This is a genomic window from Variovorax nivicola (assembly GCF_051216475.1).
Classification (GTDB): Bacteria; Pseudomonadota; Gammaproteobacteria; order Burkholderiales; family Burkholderiaceae_C; genus Variovorax.
In genome coordinates this window covers 1,741,161-1,756,510 of the sequence record NZ_JBPJZK010000001.1, presented here as the reverse complement: position 1 = coordinate 1,756,510, position 15,350 = coordinate 1,741,161, and the positions used below count along the sequence as shown (strand labels likewise).

At 60.6% G+C, this 15,350-nt stretch carries 15 protein-coding genes; 4 read left to right on the top strand and 11 right to left on the bottom strand.

Annotation, left to right across the window (positions count from 1 at the left end; translation table 11 throughout):
- The first annotated feature begins 178 nt into the window (after positions 1-178).
- Positions 179-1,303, top strand: coding sequence for an ABC transporter substrate-binding protein (locus ACSFBF_RS08365; RefSeq protein WP_435465832.1), 1,125 nt, complete (start codon positions 179-181; stop codon positions 1,301-1,303).
- A 38-nt stretch (positions 1,304-1,341) separates the two neighbouring features.
- On the opposite strand, the gene mrdA is transcribed toward ACSFBF_RS08365, so the two are convergent.
- Positions 1,342-3,351 carry a penicillin-binding protein 2 gene (gene mrdA / locus ACSFBF_RS08360; RefSeq protein ID WP_435465831.1) on the bottom strand — a complete coding sequence of 670 codons (2,010 nt, stop codon included), beginning with the start codon at positions 3,349-3,351 and terminating at the stop codon, positions 1,342-1,344.
- 75 nt (positions 3,352-3,426) lie between these two features.
- Positions 3,427-4,449, bottom strand: coding sequence for an adenosine deaminase (locus ACSFBF_RS08355; protein WP_435465830.1), 1,023 nt, complete (start codon positions 4,447-4,449; stop codon positions 3,427-3,429).
- 530 nt (positions 4,450-4,979) lie between these two features.
- On the opposite strand from ACSFBF_RS08355, the gene ACSFBF_RS08350 reads away from it, so the two are divergent.
- On the top strand, positions 4,980-5,825 hold the full coding sequence (locus ACSFBF_RS08350; protein WP_435465829.1) for an SDR family NAD(P)-dependent oxidoreductase: 846 nt from the start codon (positions 4,980-4,982) through the stop codon (positions 5,823-5,825).
- A gap of 22 nt (positions 5,826-5,847) precedes the next feature.
- Positions 5,848-6,465, top strand: a complete 618-nt coding sequence (locus tag ACSFBF_RS08345; protein WP_435465828.1) for an NIPSNAP family protein — start codon at positions 5,848-5,850, stop codon at positions 6,463-6,465.
- Between the two features lie 308 nt (positions 6,466-6,773).
- On the opposite strand, the gene ACSFBF_RS08340 is transcribed toward ACSFBF_RS08345, so the two are convergent.
- Genes ACSFBF_RS08340 through ACSFBF_RS08325 form a run of 4 tightly spaced genes read right to left on the bottom strand, consistent with a single transcriptional unit; the run spans position 6,774 to position 10,507 of the window.
- Entirely contained in the window at positions 6,774-7,823 is a 1,050-nt protein-coding gene (locus ACSFBF_RS08340; RefSeq protein ID WP_435465827.1) for a cyclase family protein, read from the bottom strand.
- A gap of 5 nt (positions 7,824-7,828) precedes the next feature.
- Entirely contained in the window at positions 7,829-8,368 is a 540-nt protein-coding gene (locus tag ACSFBF_RS08335; RefSeq protein WP_435465826.1) for a 3-isopropylmalate dehydratase small subunit, read from the bottom strand.
- On the bottom strand, positions 8,361-9,608 hold the full coding sequence (locus ACSFBF_RS08330) for an aconitase family protein (protein ID WP_435465825.1): 1,248 nt from the start codon (positions 9,606-9,608) through the stop codon (positions 8,361-8,363). Before ACSFBF_RS08330 ends, ACSFBF_RS08335 begins: the two co-directional genes overlap by 8 nt.
- Positions 9,605-10,507 (bottom strand): isocitrate lyase/PEP mutase family protein, encoded by a 903-nt coding sequence (locus ACSFBF_RS08325; protein ID WP_435465824.1) that lies wholly within the window; start codon positions 10,505-10,507, stop codon positions 9,605-9,607. The genes ACSFBF_RS08330 and ACSFBF_RS08325 overlap by 4 nt, the downstream gene beginning before the upstream one ends.
- Before the next feature lie 114 nt (positions 10,508-10,621).
- Here ACSFBF_RS08325 and ACSFBF_RS08320 point away from each other — a divergent pair, with 114 nt between their 5' ends.
- Entirely contained in the window at positions 10,622-11,374 is a 753-nt protein-coding gene (locus ACSFBF_RS08320) for an IclR family transcriptional regulator (RefSeq protein ID WP_435465823.1), read from the top strand.
- A gap of 36 nt (positions 11,375-11,410) precedes the next feature.
- Here ACSFBF_RS08320 and ACSFBF_RS08315 read toward each other — a convergent pair whose 3' ends face one another.
- The 5 genes from ACSFBF_RS08315 to ACSFBF_RS08295 form a co-directional block, all read right to left on the bottom strand.
- Positions 11,411-12,349, bottom strand: coding sequence for a 3-hydroxyacyl-CoA dehydrogenase (locus tag ACSFBF_RS08315; protein ID WP_435465822.1), 939 nt, complete (start codon positions 12,347-12,349; stop codon positions 11,411-11,413).
- Positions 12,346-12,471: a hypothetical protein gene (locus tag ACSFBF_RS08310; RefSeq protein ID WP_435465821.1), complete on the bottom strand. Its 126-nt coding sequence runs from the start codon at positions 12,469-12,471 to the stop codon at positions 12,346-12,348. The genes ACSFBF_RS08315 and ACSFBF_RS08310 overlap by 4 nt, the downstream gene beginning before the upstream one ends.
- A 3-nt stretch (positions 12,472-12,474) precedes the next feature.
- Positions 12,475-13,443 carry a Bug family tripartite tricarboxylate transporter substrate binding protein gene (locus ACSFBF_RS08305; RefSeq protein ID WP_435465820.1) on the bottom strand — a complete coding sequence of 323 codons (969 nt, stop codon included), beginning with the start codon at positions 13,441-13,443 and terminating at the stop codon, positions 12,475-12,477.
- 76 nt (positions 13,444-13,519) lie between these two features.
- Entirely contained in the window at positions 13,520-14,356 is an 837-nt protein-coding gene (locus ACSFBF_RS08300) for a TauD/TfdA dioxygenase family protein (protein ID WP_435465819.1), read from the bottom strand.
- Positions 14,357-14,641: 285 nt separating this feature from the next.
- Positions 14,642-15,346, bottom strand: coding sequence for an SDR family oxidoreductase (locus tag ACSFBF_RS08295; RefSeq protein WP_435465818.1), 705 nt, complete (start codon positions 15,344-15,346; stop codon positions 14,642-14,644).
- Positions 15,347-15,350 lie beyond the last annotated feature (4 nt).

The following is a 15,350-nucleotide window of genomic DNA, read 5'->3' as shown; positions in this document are numbered from 1 at the left end:
CGAGCGCAGAACGGTGAGAGAGGCCATGGATTGCTTCGATCTTTTTTTCGCCTCTGATCGCGTCACTCGCATGTAGATTTCAGCGTGCCAGATATTCGAACGCACTGAGCTGAATTTCATGCTTTAGGTCTAAGTGCGAACGTGCTCCACTGCGCATCAAGTTGAACAAGGAGACTTCATGCCGCGCCATTCATCCGTTCGTCTCTGCCGGTGCTTGCTCCGTAAATGGGCATTCGCTGTGTTGGCCCTTTATCTCGTCACGGTGGGGCATACGGTTCAGGCACAGGACCGCCCGCTGAAGAAGGTCACCATTGCTGTAGGAAGCCAGGTTCTCAACATCAGCTATCCGTGGCTGATGATGCCGTTGGCGTTGGGCTATTGGAAACAGGAGGGCTATGACGTCAACGTCATCGGTGTCTCCGGATCCGCCCAGGCGCTGCAGCAACTTGCATCTGGTGGCATCGAGTTTGCGGAGCTGAATGCCACGAACCTGATCCAGGCGAACACGGATGGAAATGCGAAAGTTCGCGGCGTGATGGGGAACGGTGTCATCGACTGGGGTTTGGCGGTCATCGACGGTGGCGCGATCACCGACGTCAAGGACCTCAAGTCCAAGAAGATCGGCATCGTCAGTCTTGCAACGGGCGGGACGTTGCTCCTGAAGGGATTGCTCAGGAGCAACGGCCTCGATCCGGACACCGATATTCAGTTGATCGCAGTGGGAGCCGGCGCACCGGCGCTGGATGCACTGAAGAACAATCGCGTCCAGGCGTTGATGTTCTGGCAATCTGCGCTGACCGGCTTCGAGAACAGCGGGGCGAAGTTAAAGGTGTTCCGGTCGCCCCAATGGCGGGGCATGCCGGATTTCACGCTGACAGCCATGCAGAAGCTCGTTGAGTCGGACCCCAAGATGGTGGAAGCCATCGTGCGAGGTGCCGCCAAGGGGCAATTGTTTGCCGAAACCAACCCGGACTGCGCACGCAAGGTTCAGTGGAAGTCCTTCCCGGGAAGCAAGCCCAGCGGCGCGGACGAAGCCACATTGGCCAAATGGGACCTCGCGCTTCTCAAGGCGCAACTCGATACCTTGAAGGATGCCTTTCAAATGAACGGCGGCAAATTGATAGGCGCCATGGATCCAGCTGCGTATGGGCGATTCCAGGAATTCATGTTCAGTGAAAAACAGATCACCAAGCAGCTGCCGCGCCAAACGTTCATCGCGGCGAGTCCGATGCTGATCGAGAACGCCAATGGATTCGATCGGCAAGAGATCATCGCCGCGGCAACGGCATGCAAGGGGTGGTGAGCTCCGAAGTTCCGGAGCGTCGCCCAGGCCTACGGTGTTCAGCGTACTCGGGCTGACGCAGGTTCTGGGGCTGGTAAGTCGTCTGGATGAAACGCCATCCCGTAGGGCCAGTTCACGTCTTCCATACGAACTGGCTTGCCACGGGGTGTGGTGCCGATGCCCTGCTGTACAGCCTCGATGTCTTCCTCGCTGGGATATTCGCCTTCGAGCAAGTAGTCGAAGATGCGCCGCGCGATGGGCGCGGAGACCTGGCCACCTCCGCCGGCGTTCTCGACGATCACCGCGACCGCGACGCGCGGTGCACCGGCGGGAGCAAAGCCCATGTAGAGCCCGTGATCGCGTTCTTGTTCCTGCATCTTCGCGGCGTTGTAGCGGTGGCCTTGCTTGATCGTCACTGCCTGCGCCGTACCGGTCTTTCCCGCACTGACGTACTTTGCCCCCAGGAATGATTTTCTGGCGGTGCCCTGGACCGTCACGCCGATGAGGGCATCGCGCACGAGCGCGAGGTTCTCGGGGCGCAGCTTCAGATCGCGTGACGCCGGTGGTGCGATGGGATGGATCGCATGCGTGTCGGGATCCTCGAGGCCTGTCGCCATCCTCGGTGGATGGAGGAGGCCGTTGTTCGCCAACGCAGCCGTGGCGGTCGCAAGCTGCAGGATGGTGAAGTTGTTGTACCCCTGGCCGATTCCCAGGGAGATCGTTTCGCCGGGCTGCCATTTCTGCTGCGCCGCTGTGCGATAAGCCTTTCGCTTCCACGCCTGGTTGGGCAGCACACCACGCACTTCACCATCGAGATCGATTCCCGTCAGCTGTCCGAAGCCGAAGGGCGACATGAAATCGTGGATGGTCTCGACGCCCATCTCATTGGCCAACGTGTAGTAGTACACGTTGCTTGAATAGACCAGGCTGGTGAAGAGGTTCATCGGACCCAGACCACCCTCGTGGCTGCGGAATCGATGATTGCCGAAATCCCAGTAGCCGGGATCGTTGATGAGAACGCTCGGGGCGCGCTTCCCGAGTTCGAGTGAGGCCATGGCCATGAATGGCTTGTAGGTCGATCCGGGCGGATAGGTGCCGCGAGACGCGCGGTTGAGCAGCGGATGGTCGGTTGACTCGTTCAAGGTCTTCCACGTGTCTCGATCGACCCCGGTCACGAAGATGTTGGGATCGAAGGTCGGCGTGCTGGCAAAGGACAGCACATCGCCGTTGCGCGGGTCCAGGACCACTGCCGCGCCGCGGCGGTTCCCGAGCAGAAGCTCGATGAGCCGCTGCAATCGAAGGTCCAGCGCCAGTTGCACGCCCTGGCCTGCGCGGGCAGCTTGCACCGACAGGCTGCGCATGGCTTGACCGGACGCCGCAGTCTCCATCCTCTCGAACCCTGTGGTCCCGTGCAGTTGGGTTTCGTAGCGCTGTTCGATTCCCAGTTTGCCGATGTGGTCCGAGCCCAGGTAGTTCTGGCGCGTTGGCTCGGCATCCTCCAGTGCGCGGCGGTCCGTGTCGTTGATGCGGCCTATGTAGCCCAGCGCGTGGCTGGCAAGCTGTCCGAAGGGATAGGTCCGAAGACTTCTCGCGTTGATTTCCACTCCCGGAAAGCGGAAGCGCTGCGCGGAGACGATCGCGATCTCTTCCTCGCTGAGCATGGTGCGCAACGGGATGGGACTCAGCCCTTTCGATTCTGCCAGCAGCGTGCGAAAGCGACTGATGTCGCGTGCTTCGATTCGAACCACTCCGGCGAGATCGCTCAGCAGATGGTCAAGATCACCTTGAACCTTCGTTGGCGTGATCTCGAGCGAGAACACGGGCTTGTTTGCCGCCAGCACCACGCCTTGACGGTCGAAGATCAGGCCCCGCTCGGGCGGGATGGGAACGATGGCCGTGCTGTTGCGCTCGGCTTTGGCGCTGAGAGACGCGTGTTCCTGAATCTGCAGGTAGAACAGGCGCGCAATGATCAAGCCGAAGCAGATCAGAGTGAGCGCGCGCGCGACGGCGACGCGCCGCTGAAACCGGGCTGACTCGGTGCCCGGATCGGAAAAGCTGTGCATGGACATGCGATGCGCCCACCACGAGTGGGCGATGCAGGAAGTTCGGTGAGGTCGAACGCACTGCCGAGCAGTGCGCGGCGTTCAGAAGTGCGCGTTCTGTTTCACGTAGTCGTCGATGCGGGACAGATAGCGAGCCTTGTTGGCTTCGTCGATGAACGCAGCACGGAAACTGTTTTTCGCCAGCGTGATGATGTCGTCGCGGGTGAGGTCGAGGCTGCGCTGGACCTCGATCAGGTTCTCGTTGACGTAGCCGCCGAAGTAGGGCGGGTCGTCCGAATTGACGGTTGCGAACAAGCCCTTCTGGAGCATCTCCCGCAGCGGATGCTCTGCAAGCGAACTCACGCCTTTCAAACGGAGATTGGACAAGGGGCACACGGTCAGAGGGATGGCTCGTGCCCTCAGCAGCTCGACCAATGAAGGGTCGTCCAGGGCGGAGTTGCCATGATCGATCCGGTCGACATCCAACAGCTCAACTGCCTCGCGGACGTATGCAGCGGGTCCTTCTTCTCCGGCATGAATGGTGGTCTTGAACCCGCGGCGCTTGCACTCGGCAAAGAAGTTCACGAACTTCGAAGGCGGATTCCCCACTTCGGGGCCGCCCATGCCGATACCCGCTATGCGGTCTTGCCATGGCGTGATGCTGTCCAGGAGCGCAAGGGCATCTGCTTCCGTGCGGTGGCGATGGGCGCTGATGAGAAGACCGGAACTGACGTTGTCTTCCCGGCGTGCATCGTCCATCGCGCCAAGTACACCTGCCATCAGCGATTCGATCGTCACGCCGCGGTCGGTGAAGCTTTGCGGCCCGATGAACATCTCCGCATGCAGCACGTTGTCCGTGGCGCACCTGTGCAGATAGGCACGCGTGATGTCATAAAAATCTTGCTGCTGCACCAGCACCTTGCAGCCTTCGAAGTACAGGTTCAGGAAATCTTGCAGGCTCGAAAACTCATAGGCGCTGCGGAGCGCATCTGCGGTTTGCCAGCGCAGGCTGAGACCATTGCGTTTGGCAAGGCTGAGCATCATTTGTGGCTCGATGCTGCCCTCGAGATGCATGTGCAGCTCAGCCTTTGGCAGTTGACGAATAAATTGGGCGCGATCGGTCATGGGCAGGATTGGGTTGTTTCGGAGACGTTCGATCGGGTGCAAACGCATCGCTTCGTCCTTCAAAGGCTAACAGCGTGAAGGGGGGGTGTGGAATCAGAATTGCGTGAAGTCTGTTCGAAAAAATAGAACATCTCAGGCTTCGACAGCGTGCAGAAATTTCTACAGAACGACATTTCAACGACTCTAGCAACGTCATCGCGTCGTGGCGGATAGCTTGGGGTCGGGCCTGATCAGGAAAAACCGCAGCTACGCGCGACTGCCGATCGGTGAGCCGGACGGCACGCCGTCGCAGCGGGCGATGCGGCAGTCGGCAGTCCATCAACGCGTTCTGTCCGGAAACTGGACAAGCTTCTGGAGAACACACACGTGCGTTCAGAAACCAAGAATTTGTCCATCACCCGGACAGGATAGGTTTCCTCTCTCCGACAGGAGCGAAACAATCCGCATCACATCGCCCGATGCTGCGGACTCATGGCCAAGGTAGGGTTGGGCGATGCTCGTTTCGACACTACGCGACCGGGAACAATGCAATGAATTTGGAACTGAAGGGCAAGGTTGTCCTCATCACTGGCGGAAGCAAGGGCATCGGTCTTGCCACCGCGAAAGCCTTTTGCGAGGAGGGGGCCCGGGTGATCGTGTGCGGGCGTGGGCGCGACGCGCTCGACGCCGCAGCTGCTGCACTACGGGGCATTCAGGCCTCGACGGTGGATGTGGTCGTCGCGGACGTGACTGTTCCGCAGCAGATCGTCCTGCTGGCCGAACACGTGCGAAGGCAGTATGGCCAATTGGACGTGCTCATCAACAATGCCGGCTACGGCATGTACAAGCCTTTCGCCGAGGTGAGCATGGACGATCTGCAGAAGGGCATGGCCGTCAATTTCTTCGCCCCGTTTCTCGTCACCCAGACCCTGTTACCGCTGTTGCGAGCAGGTAGGTATCCCTGTGTCGTGAATATCGCCGGCCGCACCGGTACGCGAGGAAATTACCCGCCGGGCTCGTCCTGCACCGGGCCGGCGAAGGCTGCGGAAATCCGCTTCTCTATCGACCTTGCGGCGGAGCTGGCGGAGTTCGGCATCCGGGTCAACTGCGTGGTGGCGGGGGTGGTGATGATCGAAGACCGTCTCAAGACGTGGGAAAAAGGGGCGCAGCAGCGTGGCGCCACGTCAGAGGAGTTAAGCCACTTTGCCGAGCGCATGGCCTCCCAGGGTTGGGGCACTGCTGAGGAGGTGGCGGATGTCATCACCTTCCTCTCATCGCGCAGGTCCTCGTATGTCAACGGTGCTGCCCTCGCGGTCGATGGCGGCCCCCACACCAAGTCCTTCTTCGACGCCGTACACGATCACGTCCAGGAATTCCGTCTCGGCGCGAAAACCTAACCTCCTACCATTGAGACTTGCCATGATATTTGAGCTTCGTTCCTATGTCCTGCGTCCCGGAAGTGTCGCGAAGACACTTCGCCGCTTCCAGGAAGTGCTGCCGCACCGGTTAGCTTTCTCGACGATGGCGGGGCTATGGGCGACCCGTTCAGGAAACCTCGACCAGATCTTCCACCTCTGGCCCTACGCCTCCGTTCAGGAACGCATGGACGTTCGTGCTGCCGCTGCCGCCAGTGGCGTCTGGCCGCCGAAGATCCGAGACTTCATGGTGGAGGCCGACTCATGGATTGTGGTGCCCCATGCGTCGGCGCCCCCTATCGTCCCGCGGCAGGTGGGGAGTTGCTACGAGATCTGCATCGACCACTATGTTCCGGGTGGCATCGAGGAAATGCTGCCGGAGTGGCTGGAAAAGGTACAAACCCGAGCCGAACTTGCCTCGCTCGTGACCTATGGACGCACGGAGATCGGATCGCTCTACCAATGGGTGCATATCTGGGCCTATGAGAGCGTAGTCCAGCGGGAGCGTGTGATGGACGAGTTGGAGGCAACGGGCCAGTGGCCGCTGGTGGCCGGCAGGGACAAACTGCTAAAGCGACAGTCCACCCTGGTCAAACCGGTCGGCTTCTCGCCGCTGCGCTAGCCGGCCGGGAGGGCCGTGAGTTCCACCTGGGCCGGGTAGTCCACCGGCTAGGTGCCTTGTTCTGCAGCGCGTTCACACGCCGGCGGGCTAACACGTTGCCTATTCCACAGGGTGGACAAGTAGAGCTCGCGCATCGACTTGCCGACATTTCGAGTCGCCCGCTTGGTGAAAGCCGGGCCCTGCCTCTAATAGGCTCGACATCCGAAATTTTTCATGGTCTCACGTAGCGACAAGCTGAAGGGCCTTCGACGCGACAGAGCCGGCGAGCCGGTGATGGTCCGCCGGTTTGGTGATTCCTGGCGGATCTATCAGATCGTTGCAATCGGTGTCACCGGAGATGCCACTGCCCCGGGGAGATTGAGTGGGGGCGCAGTCAGCAGAAACCGATTGCGGCCCAACTCATGCAATCGGGAGGCCAGTGGTCCGAGGTGCCAGAGCTCTCCAAGATGGACTCCCAGCTTGAACAGGCAGTGCTCATGCAAAGGCAATGCAGCACAGCAGCCCCCGCGATGAGATGCGGGGAAGTTTTCGACCGCATAGTTGTCCGCGGCAATCGCAGCTACGCCACTGTCGGTGATCCACTGAAGCAGCCTTTCATCCCTTCCGTCTAGCACCGCCCCGCACCCCTCCAGTTCGTGGATGCTCGGTTCGCGATGCATCGCCAGGAGCGCGTCCGCGAAGCCCGTGTGCAAGCAGAGGATGTCCCCTGAAGTGATCTCGACTCGGCCCGCCTCCAACGCGCGACGGAACATGTCAAAACCAACGACCGTCCGCTGAGGGCCGAGCGCGCTTTTCAAGTCGAGCAGGACGGCTCGGCCTTGGACACAGGCGGTCGCCATGTTCTCTATGCCTAGAGCAACGGCCCTGGAAGTGCTCGAGCCCGGACCAGAAGGAACGCCCGCGTCGGAAACGTCACGTGGACCGACGATGTCGCGATCGGCGCGGTATCCGTTGTAGTAGACCGACTCCGGAAGCCCGTCGCCGTCGGCGTCGAAACGCGATCCCACGTGAGCAAAGCCGTCCCACTGAGTGGAGTACTGCAAGTGCAGTGTCACCAGATCGTCCGACAGGACATCGGTGACTCCTGGGGTCTGCTGCGACAGAAGGTAGTTGAAGTTAACGCCACCGTTGCGCAGTGTCGGGCGAATGACCGGAGGATGGCGATTGGGGTTGAGTGCACTGCCGCCTGGGTAGTCAAGGGGCAAACTCAGGCAGAAGGTCTCTCCAGTTTGAACTTCGGCCAATCCTTCCAGCACCTTGTCTTTTGTGATCAGGTTGATTCGACCGCGCTGATCGTCCGGTCCGAAGTCGCCCCACGTCGATCCCTCGGGACGACGGCTCCATCGCTTGTTTTCCATCCTGGTCATGCTGCTGCGGCTTTGGTCGTGGGCGCTTGTTGCTTGAGCCAAGCCTGCTCACCGCCAGCCGCAACGATTTCCAACGCTGCAGAGGCCAGTGGCGGGAATGCTTCCCTCCGGCCTAGCGTGTGGTTGACTATCGTGCCGCTGAAGAAGTCGACTTCGACATCGTCATCCGCGCGAATGAACGACTGAATGCCCTTGGCGAAGGGTATCGTCTTCAAGCCGACAGACACGGACAGTCTGAAGAACGATCGAGCCATGGACTCGGAAAGGACCGAGACGCCAAGAGCCTTCAATGCAATGGCGCCCTGGATATGCATCGGGCCTTTTCCGAAGTTGCGGCCGGCGACGATGAAGTCGCCAGGACGCGCCTTCTTCGCGAAATCCGTCGACAGTCCGCACATGGCATAAGGAGCGAGCTGAACCGGGTCATAGACAATCTGCCGAGTCATTTCTATGTCCATGATGTGCCCGTCCGTCAGGACGTCGTCACCAAAGACCCACGCACGCCCTCGTTGGACGAGGTCTACTTTTTCAGTCATGAGTGTCACCTCCGAAGACCTCGGCCGGTGAGCCGATTCGTCCCAGAACCGCGGACGCCGCCACCACGGCAGCATTCGCCAGATAAACCGGAGCTCGTTCGCCGCCCAGGCGTCCCGCGTCGTTGCGTGTCGCGGTGCAGATGGAAATGTCCTGATCGCTCAGCGGCGCGTAAGTGCCATAGCAGGGGCCGCAGATTCCAGCCGAGACTTCGGCGCCGGAACTCGAGATGTCGGTTATCAAGCCTTCACGCAGTGCCTGGTGATAAATCGCCTGCGTGGCGGCAATGACCGTCAGCCGAACGTCTGGGTGCACGTGGCGGCCCTTGAGTACCTCCGCCGCTGCGCGCAGGTCTTCCATCTTGCCCCCGATGCAGGAGCCGATGAATGCCGACGTAATGCGCCGACCAATGGCCTCCACGAGAGGAACAGCGTTCAACGGATCGGGGGGCAGGCAGATCTGCAACGCAAGGCCGGACACATCGAAGCTCAGCTCGTCCTCGAAGCTTGCGCCGGCGTCGCTTTGCCAGACGACCCCGTGTGCATCGCGAGCCGGACAAACAGCAGCCTTGACCCCGATATCCACCATGGCGTTGCACAGCGTGTGCTTGCCATCCTGATCCAGCCCTTCGACATAGTCGCCATGAAACTCGATGCACCGATAGTCTCCGCGCGCCTCGCCGATCTGTGAGGCAATCCACTGCGCGACATCGCGACTCATCGTGCCGGGAAGTGGACGGCCATGCAGGGCGACCCGAAGCGTCTCCGGGACTCGCAGCCACACCTTGCCGGTTGCCAGTGCCATGGCCGCGCCCATGCCAAGCGCGACTGCGAATGCGCCGGCGCAACCTAGCGCGGGAGCACGCGTGTCCGCTGCAACCACGAGCATGCCGGGATGGACTACATCGAGGTCAAGAGGGGCGTTGTGGCTGATGCCGTTGCGGCCTGTATCGAGAAACCAGCCGACTTTCTGCTCCTTCGTGTCCCTCCGGATGAACGCGTGCGTCGCCAAGTGGGTCACCGATCCGGAGTGGGTGGTGTGATCCACGGTGACGAATACCTTCTCCGGCTCGGCGATGTTCGGATAGCCAATCGACTGCAGCATCCTCCGATGCCGTTCGTAATTCAGATCGTGCGCTGTGATCAGGTCTGGCGATGCCCAAACCACATCGCCGGCCCGAACGGACGGCAAACGCGAGGCGCGGGCCAGTATCTTTTCCGCCAGGGTGAGTGGGACCGTCATGCTGCGGATTCCTGGCCTTGAGCCTGGAGAAGGTATTGCGAGAATGCACCATCGATCGCGTTGGCCTTGGCCTGTCCCATGAACGCGCTGAGCTCGGGCAGGACCATTGTCTGGTTCAGGCTGGCCGTTGTGCTGCCCTGTGCTCTCAGCCCTTCGAGCATTTGCTTTTGCGAGAAGGCCTGTGCTTGCAGCAGCGAGACCGGGTAGCAAACCACCGGGTAGCCGATTTCCTGCAGGCGCTCAGCCGAAACCAGGGGACGGAGACCTTCGACCATCATCACGATCGTGGGCTTACGCAAGGATGACGTGATCTTGCGCATGTCATCTTCGGTTGCCACGGACATCAGAATGGTTGCGTCCGCCCCGGCATCCTCGTACGCCTGCAGTCTCGCGATTGCCGCATCGAGTCCTTCGACGGCAAAGGCGTCCGTGCGGGCAATGATGACAAAGTCAGGATCCGTCCGCGCATCTAGCGCTACGCGCAGGCGCGCCACCATCTCGGCGACCGGAACAAGCTCCTTGCCCGCCATGGCCGCACACTTCTTGGGGAATGGCTGGTCTTCCAGGTGCAGCGCGGCCGCTCCCGAGGCTTCGAGAGCGCGAGTGGCGCAGTGAACGTTGTAGGCACCGCCATATCCGCTGTCCGCGTCCACGATGAGCGGAATGGAGATCGCCGAAGCGATCGTTCGGGCTCGCTCTACCATGACATCGACACTGATGGAGCCAACGTCCGGCTCGCCGAGCGTGGCCGCGACGCAGAGTCCCGACATGTACGCGATCGGGAAGCCTGCTTGTTCCACCAGCATTCCCGTGATTCCGTCGTAGCAACCCGGGGCAATCGAGATCTCGCGACTGTTCAGGAGGGCGCGCAGTTTGCGGCGCGTGTTGGTGGTGACCATGTTGTCTCGCATGTCTGGTTGGGAGGAGGGCGCTCGCTCGTTGAACTGCGAGGCTCGTTGGGTATGCCAGTTTTCCGATTTCGCACTTCATGAGAAAGCTAAAATGTCCACTCAATGGACAAATCTCAGGTTGAACCGATGGGTCCTGGCGCGCTGCGCCGAGGCCTTCACATCCTCAATGCGCTGCGCAATGCGCTGGGCGAACCACTCGGCGTGGCGGAGATCGCGGCGGCAATCGGCCTTCCGCGACCCACCGTGTACCGTCTGCTTGAGACACTCGAAGCCGAGGGCTACGCCCGCAGGGATGACAGTGGCAAGCTGTTTGCAATTTCTTCGCCGGACCACGATCTCGGAGATCGATGGTCCGCGTTCAGCCACAAGATGGAACCGCTGATGCGCCGAATCGCGCAGCGCACTGGCAATGCAGTCTTCTTGGCGCGCCAGGACAAGGCCGAGTTGCTGGTCTTGCATCGCGAGATCGGCACGTACCCGATACAGGTTCTGTCGATGCCTATCGGCGGCAGACAGCCACTGGGCGTTGGTGCAGCCGGCGTTGCACTGCTGTCGATGCTGAATTCAAGGCAGCTCTCGACGATCCTCCAGCAAAATGCCAAGACCTATGCCGCATTCGGGAACCTACAGGCGTCCACGGTCCAGCGTCTGGTGGAGAACTGCCAGGCCCGCGGCTATGCAGTTGCTGGGAACTACTCCCTGAAAGGCGTGCTCGCTGTCGGCGTCGCGATCCGAGCGACCGGGCAACTGCCTCCAGCCGCAATCAGTGTTACGGCGCCCCTTGATCGAATGCCGGTGGCACGCCAGAAAGAGATCGCGCAGATCATGCACGCCGAGCTCAAGTCGGTGATGTGACCTTGGGCATAGGCAGTCGCGCTGCTGGCCTCACGCCTATGCGCCTTCACTCCTGCGATACCGTAGCAGCTTCATGAGCTCGCGGTCGCGCCACACAACCCGTCGATCCCACTGATCGAGCGGCAGCCCATCTCGTCGCTGCGTCGCGACCTGCTGCACGAGTTCATCTGTCCAGGGGTCGTTCTGGCCGCGCTCGGCGCCCATCCTCGCGTACGCCGGTCCCATTTTCTGCGCATGCGCTGCGATGCCACCGCGCGTGTTCAGATCCACCGTCTCGAATGGCCCGATCACTGACCAGCGCAATCCGAGGCCGTCTCTCACAACTCGATCGATGTCGGCGACAGACGCAACCCCGTCTCGAACAAGGCAATAGGCTTCCCGAAGCAGCGCACCCTGGAGCCGGTTGAAAACGAACCCTTCAACCTCTCGGTGAACAAGAACGGGCTCAAGACCCACGAGACGACAGAGCTTCATGCATCGGTCGACGACCGCAGGCGAAGTCATTGGCGACGGAACGATTTCAATCACGGGAATAAGATACGGCGGATTACCCGGATGAGTCACAAGGCATCGATCTGCGCTGGCGAGATGGCCGCATATCGATGAGGCAGTCAGCGCTGACGATGCGCTCGAGAGAATGGCATCGCGATGCGCGACAGCTTCGCACTCGCTGAAGATCTGCCGCTTCAACTCCAATCGCTCAGGTGCGCATTCCTGGATGAACATGGCTCCATCGACCGCTGTCGACAAGTCGGCCACGACGCTCACGAGCTCGCAAACCTCCTCGGGTGACCTGTCCAGAAGATCGAATTCCCGGAGCACGAGGAGCCGCTCCAAGAGCTCATCCATCACAGCAGTACGACGACTGGGGTCCGGTTCGAAAATAGCGACCTGGATCCCAGCACGTGCAAAGACAAGGGCAAAACCCAAGCCGATACTGCCACCGCCGATGACCGCGATCTTCTCGGAGTTCATGGCAGCTTGCCCGTCGTGATGAAAGCGAGCTCGCAATGTCCTGGAGCAAGCATCTCAAAACGCCGCGGCGCATCCGCGATGGAACCGGGACGATGGAAGTAGGTTCGGAGTTCGAAGATCATGGCTTAGTCGGCGGTGATATTTGCTGCTTTGGTGAAAGCGCCCCACTTGGCGGTCTCCGCGCTCACGAACATCTGAAACTCGGTTGGCGTGTTGGGAGGCGCGGCAAAGTAGCCGACGGTCGATACGCTTTCTTTGTAAGCCTGAGTGGCAATGATCTTGTTGACGGCCGATGAGATCGACTGGACGACCTCTGGAGGTGCCCCTTTGGGCGCGAAGATCCCGTACCACCCTTCGGTGACCATTCCTGGAAGCCCCAACTCCTTGACGGTGGGAACGTCTGGAAACTGCGGCAGACGATTCGGGCTTGTGACCGCCAAGGCTCGGAGCCGTCCTCCTTTGATCAAGGGGGAGGCTGTGGCCAGCGTGTCGAACAACACGTCGACCTGGCCCCCGGCCACGTCCGCGGCAGCCGGCGCGCTTCCTTTGTAGGGAATGTGGTTCAAACTGGCCCCTGTCTGTTGGGCGAACATTGCGCCGGTCAGATGCCCGCCACTGCCCACTCCGGCAGAGGCGTAGGAGACAGGCCTTGTTTTTGCCGTGGCAATGAGATCGGGAAGGGAGCGGATCGCGCTTTGCCCGTTGACTGCGATCACGAACGGATAGGTTGCCACTTTCGCGATCGCGTCCAGATGCTGCTGAGGAACGTATGAAACCTTTCGGTAGATCCCGGGATTGATGGCTTGAGTCCCGACGAAGGACATCATCAGGGTGTAGCCATCGGGCCGGGAGCGCGCCACCTGCGCGGCCCCGATATTGCCGTTCGCTCCCGAAACGTTGTCCACGATGACCGACTGCCCATGCGCTTCGGTCCATCGTGTCCCAATCCAGCGCGCAAGAAAATCTGTACCTCCACCTGGGGGCGCGGCCACGACGATGTGGACTGGCTTGCTCGGATATGTCTGGGCTTGCACCCCCATACAACTGAAGACAATGAAAGTGCTCGCAAGGACGAAGCGAAGAAGAGTCGACATGGAAAGGTCTCCGACGTAATTATTTTGGTGTTCAAGAGAGGCCCGAGGCCGCTGGTGCGATTGACAATGTGTGCGGCTATGCGTACGCGCCTTCCAATTCGCCGATAAGAGTGGTCCGGTAAAGCCGGCGAAGCTGACGGTAGTCGTAGTCCTGAAGGGCCAGATGCATCGTGCAGCGGTTGTCCCACATCAGGAGATCGTGCTTGCGCCATTGATGGCGATACACGAACTCCGATCGCGTGCTGTGTTCGAACAAATAGGCAAGAAGGGGCTGGCTCTCGTCGACAGTCATCCCCTCGAAGTTGGTCGTATGCATCTCATTCATGTACAGGGCTTTGCGACCGGTCTCCGGGTGAGCGCGAACGACAGGGTGCAGAACTGGTGGATTGAGCTTTGACCTTTGAGCGCGTAGCTCCGTGTCGACGTTCCGCAAGTGCCGTGCTCCAAGAACACTGTGCTCGGCCTTCAGTGGCAGCAGCAGGCGCTTCATGGCGTCGGACAGGGTGTCGTAGGCGGCGTACATGTTGGTGAACATCGTGTCTCCGCCAACTTCGGGAATCTCGTGCGCGTGAAGCAGGGATGCCATCGCCGGCCGCAGCGTCATCGAGTAGTCCGAGTGCCATTGCTGACCGAAAACCTTCTCTCGCTCTCGGCCCTCATTCGTGACTTTCAATAGGTGGGGATATCCATCGGCTCTATAGTCCGGCGTGGACTCGTGTGTATCGAGTTCTCCGAAATGCCTGCTGAAGTCAATATGGGTTTCGAACGAGATTCGCTGATCTCGGAACAACAGAACCTGGTGTTCCAAGAACAGATCTCTCAGCTCAGACACGACGTCGAGCGATAGATGGGGCGATACCTCGAACTCCAGGACTTCTGCACCAATGGAATTCGAAAGGCGGCGGATTCGCATTGCTTTTGTCTCCGGTGAATACGCGATCGACCAAGGCAAACTCGTCGGTCTGCTCTTAGAGGAGTCGATTCTTTCGCTCCATGTGAAGTCGCTCAACGGACGTTGTCCATGGAGTGGACAAATCAGCAATGTGTGAACCGCATGGACTGCTCGCCAAATCCGGGCGGTTGGCGACCCGGCTCAGGCTGAAGCTTCGATGGGCTGGATCGACTTGGAACGAAATCATCGAACCACCGAAGCTCCGACATCGCGGTGGGCTTACGGTGGTGAGTGAGGACGATCAAATCAGATCGGCGCGACGCCCACGGTCATGCCGCCGCACACGTAGAGCACCTGTCCGGTGACGAAGCCGCTGCGCTCATCGAGAAGAAAAGACACGGCATGCGCGATGTCGTCGGGTGTCCCGATGCGGCGCACGGGCACCGCATCGATGATCGCCTTCGTGCGAGGCGAGTCCGCCGGGTTGGCCCTGTCGAAAAGCTCAGTCCGGATAGGGCCCGGGCCGATGGCATTGGCCGTCACCCCGTGCCGGCCCAGTTCCAGCGCCCAGACACGCGTCATCCCGATCAACGCCGCCTTGGTGGCCGAGTACGCCGTGCGCTGCTCCTTGCCCAGCGATGCGCGTGAGGACATGTTGACGACGCGGCCGAACCCCGCGGCCTTCATTCCGGGCAGCAAGGCCTGCATGCATTGCATCGCGCATCGCACATTGAGCGACCAGGCCAGCGCAAGTTCTTTCTGCGTCTGGCTTTCCACATCGGCCGGGCAGACGACACCGACGTTATTGACGAGGCGGGTGATGGGGCCCTCGCTCAATGCACTGTACAGCGCAGCCGCCGTCGCATCGGGGTCGCTCAGATCTGCGCGGATGCCATCGCCCGCGCGGTCGATGACGAGGGGCTCGTAGCCGTCTTCGAAACAACGCTCAGCCGCGGCAGCACCGATGCCCGCGGCGCCCCCGGTGATCAACACTCGTTCTCTGCTGTTCACGGTA

What these genes read in the sequence shown, in the direction of transcription:
- ACSFBF_RS08365 (WP_435465832.1), top strand. Translation starts at nt 179, where the DNA reads ATGCCGCGCCATTCATCCGTTCGTCTCTGCCGGTGCTTGCTCCGTAAA.
- ACSFBF_RS08300 (WP_435465819.1), bottom strand. Translation starts at nt 14,356, where the DNA reads ATGCGAATCCGCCGCCTTTCGAATTCCATTGGTGCAGAAGTCCTGGAG.
- ACSFBF_RS08315 (WP_435465822.1), bottom strand. Translation starts at nt 12,349, where the DNA reads ATGAACTCCGAGAAGATCGCGGTCATCGGCGGTGGCAGTATCGGCTTG.
- ACSFBF_RS08320 (WP_435465823.1), top strand. Translation starts at nt 10,622, where the DNA reads ATGGACAAATCTCAGGTTGAACCGATGGGTCCTGGCGCGCTGCGCCGA.
- ACSFBF_RS08345 (WP_435465828.1), top strand. Translation starts at nt 5,848, where the DNA reads ATGATATTTGAGCTTCGTTCCTATGTCCTGCGTCCCGGAAGTGTCGCG.
- ACSFBF_RS08355 (WP_435465830.1), bottom strand. Translation starts at nt 4,449, where the DNA reads ATGACCGATCGCGCCCAATTTATTCGTCAACTGCCAAAGGCTGAGCTG.
- ACSFBF_RS08340 (WP_435465827.1), bottom strand. Translation starts at nt 7,823, where the DNA reads ATGGAAAACAAGCGATGGAGCCGTCGTCCCGAGGGATCGACGTGGGGC.
- ACSFBF_RS08330 (WP_435465825.1), bottom strand. Translation starts at nt 9,608, where the DNA reads ATGACGGTCCCACTCACCCTGGCGGAAAAGATACTGGCCCGCGCCTCG.
- mrdA (WP_435465831.1), bottom strand. Translation starts at nt 3,351, where the DNA reads ATGTCCATGCACAGCTTTTCCGATCCGGGCACCGAGTCAGCCCGGTTT.
- ACSFBF_RS08325 (WP_435465824.1), bottom strand. Translation starts at nt 10,507, where the DNA reads ATGGTCACCACCAACACGCGCCGCAAACTGCGCGCCCTCCTGAACAGT.
- ACSFBF_RS08305 (WP_435465820.1), bottom strand. Translation starts at nt 13,443, where the DNA reads ATGTCGACTCTTCTTCGCTTCGTCCTTGCGAGCACTTTCATTGTCTTC.
- ACSFBF_RS08310 (WP_435465821.1), bottom strand. Translation starts at nt 12,471, where the DNA reads ATGATCTTCGAACTCCGAACCTACTTCCATCGTCCCGGTTCCATCGCG.
- ACSFBF_RS08350 (WP_435465829.1), top strand. Translation starts at nt 4,980, where the DNA reads ATGAATTTGGAACTGAAGGGCAAGGTTGTCCTCATCACTGGCGGAAGC.
- ACSFBF_RS08335 (WP_435465826.1), bottom strand. Translation starts at nt 8,368, where the DNA reads ATGACTGAAAAAGTAGACCTCGTCCAACGAGGGCGTGCGTGGGTCTTT.